Origin of the sequence: Asticcacaulis biprosthecium C19, from assembly GCF_000204015.1 — a bacterium.
GTDB lineage: Bacteria > Pseudomonadota > Alphaproteobacteria > Caulobacterales > Caulobacteraceae > Asticcacaulis > Asticcacaulis biprosthecius.
Genome location: NZ_GL883078.1, coordinates 594,068 through 599,722, shown reverse-complemented (window position 1 = coordinate 599,722; position 5,655 = coordinate 594,068). Strand labels below are relative to the sequence as shown.

Here is a 5,655-nt window from a genome sequence, read left to right as displayed (position 1 = left end):
TCAAAAAGCCGGCGCGCGAGGCGTTGATATGAGTTTCTGGCCCAAATCAGCGAAGGCGCGCCGGCGTCTGACGATTTTTCTGGTCGCCGCACCGGTCCTGATCCTGGCTGTGGCGCTGAGCCTGTATGCCCTGGGCGGCACGACGGTCTATTTCTATACCCCGGCCCAGATGCTGGACGCCAAAGTGACGACCGGCCAGGTCATTCGCTTGGGTGGTTTGGTCAAGCCTGGAACCGTGGTGCGCGCCGGCGACGGCACGGTCAGCTTCACCGTTCAGGACAAGCTGAAAGAGGTTGCCGTCACCTATAGGGGCGAACTGCCTGACCTGTTCCGTGAAGGGCAGGGAGTGGTGTGCGAGGGCAAGGTCACGGGTGCTACCTCGCTGCGCGCCACCCAGGTCCTGGCCAAGCACGACGAAAAGTACATCCCCAAGAACGTGCAGGACGAATTGAAAAAACAGGGCGAATGGCGTCCAGACGCCGGGATGAGCGAATCTTCCGCTGAGCCGCAAAGGCCATTCGGATCATGATCGCGGAGATCGGCAACTTCTGTCTCGTCCTGGCCTTTATGCTGAGCGTCGCCCAGGCGGGTGTGGTCGTGGCGGGCGTGCGCTGGCGCGGCCTGGAACGCTACAGCGAAGGCCTGTCCCTGGCGGCGGCCCTGGCGATTGCCGGCGCCTTTGCCATGTTGATCACCGCCTTTGTCCGGTCAGATTTTTCGGTGCTGAATGTCTATCAGCATTCGCACAGCGACAAGCCGCTGCTGTACAAGATCACCGGCGCCTGGGGCTCGCACGAAGGTTCGATGCTGCTGTGGTGCCTGATCCTGCTGGTTTTTGGCGCCTTTATCACCCTGCGCGGCAGTGGTTTGTCCGACGGCCTCAAGCACAAGGCGCTGGGCGTCCAGGGTTTCCTTGGGGCCGCCTTCACCGGCTTCACGCTGTTCAGCTCCAACCCGCTTTGGCGTCTGGCTGAAGATCCCAATCGCATCTGGGCGCTGGAAACCGCGCCACTGCAGGGGCTATCGCTGAATCCGGCCCTGCAGGATCCGGGCCTGGCCTTCCATCCGCCCATGCTGTACCTCGGCTATGTCGGTTTTTCGGTGGTGTTTTCGTTCGCCGTCGCCGCCCTGATCGAAGGCCGGCTCGACCGTGCCTGGGCGCGCTGGATCCGCCCCTGGGTGCTGATCGCCTGGAGCTTCCTGACCGCCGGCATTACACTGGGTGCCTTCTGGGCCTATTACGAACTGGGCTGGGGTGGCTGGTGGGCGTGGGACCCGGTTGAAAACGCCTCCTTCATGCCGTGGCTGGCCGCCACTGCTCTGCTGCACTCGGCCATAGTCATGGAAAAACGCGACGCCCTAAAGGCGTGGACGGTGTTCCTGGGCCTGCTGGCCTTTACCTTCTCGATGCTGGGCGCTTTCCTGGTGCGTTCAGGTTTGCTGACCTCGGTCCATGCCTTCGCCACGGATCCACAGCGCGGCATCCTGCTGCTGACCATCCTGCTGGTGACGGCCGGAGCAGGGTTCGCCTTGTTCGCCTTGCGTGCACCGGAACTGAAGCCCGGTGGCTTGTTCGCGCCGGTGTCGCGCGAAGCCACCCTGGTGGTCAACAACCTGCTGCTGTCGGCGGCCCTGTGCTCGGTCTTTCTGGGGACCCTTTACCCGATCCTGATGCAGGCCGTGTTCAACAAGACCATGTCGGTGGGCGAGCCCTACTATCTGGCGGTCTTCGGACCGATCATGATCGCCGCCCTGCTGCTGATCCCGATCGCGGCGCTGATGGCGTGGAAGCGCGCTGATCTGAAGGGCGTGCTTCAGCGTCTGGGCCTGGCCTTCGGTGTGGCGGCCCTGGCGGCGGCCGTGGGTCTGCTGCTGTACCGCGGCGCCACCTGGTGGGCGGAGGCGCAGTATCTGATCGGACTGCTGGTTGGCTTCTGGCTGGTGTTCGGCTCCCTGAAGCTGCTGTGGGACCGGTCGGAAGGGAAACTGCGCCGGCTGAAAGGTCTTCCACTCTCGACCTGGGGCATGCTGCTGGCCCATATCGGGTTGGGCGTTTTTGTCCTCGGCGCCGTGGTCGAGACCCACGCCAAGGAGGGGGCGACGCAGGTGATGGCGGTCGGTGACAGCCTGACGGCCGGGCGGTATCAGTTGAACTTTACCGAAACCTTCGCGGAGATGGGCAGCAATTACGATGCCCAGGGCGGCGTCTTCAACATCACCGACAAGGGCAAGGCCGTGTGTGAAGCGCGGCCGCAATGGCGCTACTATTCGGCATCGCGTTCGTCCCAGAGCGAGGTCTGGCTGTGCTTTACACCGCTGTCCGACCTGTATGTGGTGATGGCCCAGCCGCAAACCCTGACCGATGGCCGGGCGGCCTGGTCTGTGCGCTTCTTCTACAATCCGTGGGTGCGTTTGATCTTCTTCGGACCGCTTTTGATGGCCCTGGGTGGGCTGGTTTCCCTGGCCGACCGCCGGCTACGACTGGGCGTGCCCGTGAAGGCCAAGAAGCCGAAGCCTTCAGACGATTCTTCTGTCGATAAGGCCGAAGCGTGATGGCCGAAAACCTGGAACCGCGAATGAACGCGAATGAACGCCAATATTCCAGCCCGGCCCCGGCAGAGCGCAGAGGCAGAGTTCTTTTGACGGTCCAAAGGGCCACCCACCTTATTCGCGTCTATTCGCGTTCATTCGCGGTTTCAATCCTGCTCTTACTTGCCGCCAGCTCGGCCCTGGCCGATCCTGCCAAGGACCAGGCCCGTGCGGAAGCCCTGTTCCGCGAGGTCCGCTGCATCCAGTGCCAGAGCGAAAGCATCGCCGACTCGCACGCGCCGATCGCCGGCGACATGCGCCGCCAGATCCGCGAGGACATCGCCGCGGGCAAGGACGACAGCCAGATCCGCGAGGAACTGCGGGCGCGCTATTCCGATTACGTCCTTTTCCGGCCGCGTTTTGCGCTGTCGAATTTGATGCTGTGGGTCCTGCCGCCGCTGATCGTGCTTCTCGGGGCCGCACTGCTTTTGTGGCTCAGCAAAAGATCAAAAGCCTCAAGGTCTTATGACCTGACGCAGGCGGAGACCGAAAAACTTCGCGAAATCATGAAATCCGACGATTGATGTCACGATTTTGCCTCAGCGGTTTGCTTAATCTGCCGTGGCGGTAAATTTATTCGCCTGGATGGTTGTCATCCGGCCGCGAAGCGCTCAGATAGTCTGAAGCACATACATACCGCAGGAAATTAGGTAGTACCCATGGGGATTCGCAATATTTTCGGGCCAACGAATCTGAAATCTTTGCTCAAGAACAAGTCGTTCCTCGGTGGCGCCGCCTTGGGCGTGGTTCTGGCCGCCGGCGTTTCGGCAGCCGCCATGACCGGCATCGGTCAGGCCCCGGGCCTCTATGACGGCGCACGCCTGATCAAGGCGGCCGACCTGACCCCTGTGAAGCCGCCCAACGGTGCCCCTATGTCGTTTGCCGACATGATCGAGCGCGTGTCGCCGGCCGTGGTGTCGATTGAAACCAAGGGCAAGATCAAGGTCGATGCCGTTCCCTCGCTTCCGGGGTTCAGCTTCCCGGGTCAGGATCCCAATAGCGGCCGCGAGCAGGAAGTGCGCGGCGCCGGTTCGGGCTTCTTCATCTCGGCCGACGGTTATGTCGTGACCAATAACCACGTCGTCGAAGGCGCGAGCGAAATTACGGTCAAGCTGACCAACGACAAGGAGCTGACGGCTACAGTCATCGGACGCGACGAAGCCACAGACCTGGCCGTCCTCAAGGTCGAAGGCAAGGACTTCCCGTTCGTGCGCTGGGAACTGGAACGCAAACCGCGCGTTGGTGACTGGGTCGTCGCCGTCGGCAACCCGTTCAACTTCTCCAACACCGCCACCGCTGGTATCGTGTCCGCCTATGGCCGTGACCTGCGTGAGAGCGGCACCAGCTACATCGACTATCTGCAGATCGACGCCGCCATCAACCGGGGCAACTCGGGCGGCCCGACCTTCGACCTGTACGGCAAGGTGATCGGCGTCAACACCGCCATTGTCACGCCGTCGGGCGCCAATGCCGGCGTAGGCTTTGCCATCCCCGCTGAAACCGCGCACAAGATCACCCAGCAGCTGATGACCGGAACCAAGATCGCCCGCGGCTATATCGGCGTGTCGATCCTGCCGGTTAGCAAGGAGATCGCCGAGTCGCTGAACATCACCGACACCACCGGCGCCTTCGTGGCGGAACTGCCGCGTGGTGGTCCGGCCGAGAAGGCCGGGCTGCAGATCGGCGACATCATCAAATCGATCAATGGCACGGCGGTGAAGAGCCCGACCGACCTGACCCGCCGTATCGCCGATATCAAGGCCGGCGAAAAGGTGGTCGTCGAAGTGCTGCGCAATGGCCAGATGTCCAAGGTCACAGTGACCGCGACCCTGCGTCCGTCCGAAGCCGACCTGGCCCGTGGCGCCAGCGCTGGCGAAGACAGCTCGTCCTCATCCAGCAGCGAAAGCGGTTCGGCGCCGGTGATCGGCCTCAGCGTCAAGGCGCTGTCGCCGGATGTGCGCAAGACCTTCGGTATCGCGCCAGAGGTCAATGGTGTCGTGATCGCCGATCTGGAAGCCGGTTCCGAGGGCGCTGAAAAGGGCCTGCGTCCGGGCGACGTCATCGTCCAGGCCAATAACCAGGTGCTGTCCAGCGATACGCAGTTCAAGTCGATTGTGGCCGACCTGCAAAAGTCCGGTCGCCCCAGCATCCTGGTGCTGGTCAACCGTGATGGCCGCAATCAGCCACTGGTCCTGTCGCTGAAGGCCCCCGAGGTGCCCAAGCCGTAAGACCGGCCTGCGGACTACCGATCAAAGCCCTCCGCGTGCGGAGGGCTTTTTTCTGGCCTCAGCCTGTCCAATTTTTAACGCGCTTCCTGTCACGATTCGCGCTAATAGCTGGTTTCATAACCAACCATGGGGCAGACGGATGAAGGTCCTGATCGTCGAGGACGACAACGAAGCGGCAACCAATATGCAGCGCGGCCTGAAAGAGGCCGGCATCGAGGCGCGCCTGGCGGGTGATGGCCAGCAGGGCCTCGACGCCGTCAAGGCCGAGATGCCCGACGTCATCATTCTGGACCGCATGATGCCGGTCATGGATGGCGTCACCATGCTGCAGCAATTGCGCAGCGAAGGCACGGACGTCCCGGTGCTCTTCCTGTCAGCCCTGGGCGAGTTGGAAGACCGGGTGTCGGGCCTGCGCGCCGGCGCCGATGATTATCTGGTCAAGCCCTACGCGCTGACCGAACTGGTCGCGCGCGTCGAGGCCCTGGCCCGCCGCAAGGATAAGGACGCCGTCGATACGGTGTTGCGCGTCGGCGATCTGGAAATGAATCTGATTTCGCGCGTCGTGAAGCGCCAGAACAAGACTATCGACCTGCAGCCGCGCGAGTTCCAGTTGCTGGAATTCCTGATGCGCCATGTCGGCCAGAGCGTCACCCGCACCATGTTGCTGGAAAAGGTCTGGGCCTACCATTTCGACCCGCAGACCAATGTCATCGACGTTCACATCTCGCGCCTGCGTTCCAAGCTGGACAAGGACTTCGACCGGCCCATGCTGCACACCGTCCGTGGCGAAGGCTATCAGTTGAAAGCGTGATAGAAGTTAGCCGAGATTCTTTCCTTC

General features: G+C 62.4%; 5 protein-coding genes. All 5 read left to right on the top strand.

Annotation, left to right across the window (positions count from 1 at the left end):
• Positions 1–28: 28 nt before the first annotated feature.
• Positions 29–529, top strand: a complete 501-nt coding sequence (ccmE, locus tag ABI_RS13130) for a cytochrome c maturation protein CcmE (protein WP_040309238.1) — start codon at positions 29–31, stop codon at positions 527–529.
• The gene (locus tag ABI_RS13125) at positions 526–2,553 is read left to right on the top strand and encodes a heme lyase CcmF/NrfE family subunit (RefSeq protein WP_006273495.1); all 2,028 of its coding nucleotides are present in this window, start codon (positions 526–528) and stop codon (positions 2,551–2,553) included. The genes ccmE and ABI_RS13125 overlap by 4 nt, the downstream gene beginning before the upstream one ends.
• On the top strand, positions 2,553–3,113 hold the full coding sequence (locus tag ABI_RS13120; RefSeq protein ID WP_245531350.1) for a cytochrome c-type biogenesis protein: 561 nt from the start codon (positions 2,553–2,555) through the stop codon (positions 3,111–3,113). Before ABI_RS13125 ends, ABI_RS13120 begins: the two co-directional genes overlap by 1 nt.
• A gap of 135 nt (positions 3,114–3,248) precedes the next feature.
• Positions 3,249–4,817, top strand: a complete 1,569-nt coding sequence (locus ABI_RS13115) for a Do family serine endopeptidase (RefSeq protein ID WP_006273493.1) — start codon at positions 3,249–3,251, stop codon at positions 4,815–4,817.
• Positions 4,818–4,956: 139 nt separating this feature from the next.
• Positions 4,957–5,628, top strand: a complete 672-nt coding sequence (locus ABI_RS13110; protein WP_006273492.1) for a response regulator transcription factor — start codon at positions 4,957–4,959, stop codon at positions 5,626–5,628.
• Positions 5,629–5,655: the final 27 nt, after the last annotated feature.

Coding starts and splice junctions, on each gene's coding strand:
- ccmE (WP_040309238.1), top strand. CDS start 29: ATGAGTTTCTGGCCCAAATCAGCGAAGGCGCGCCGGCGTCTGACGATT.
- ABI_RS13125 (WP_006273495.1), top strand. CDS start 526: ATGATCGCGGAGATCGGCAACTTCTGTCTCGTCCTGGCCTTTATGCTG.
- ABI_RS13120 (WP_245531350.1), top strand. CDS start 2,553: ATGGCCGAAAACCTGGAACCGCGAATGAACGCGAATGAACGCCAATAT.
- ABI_RS13115 (WP_006273493.1), top strand. CDS start 3,249: ATGGGGATTCGCAATATTTTCGGGCCAACGAATCTGAAATCTTTGCTC.
- ABI_RS13110 (WP_006273492.1), top strand. CDS start 4,957: ATGAAGGTCCTGATCGTCGAGGACGACAACGAAGCGGCAACCAATATG.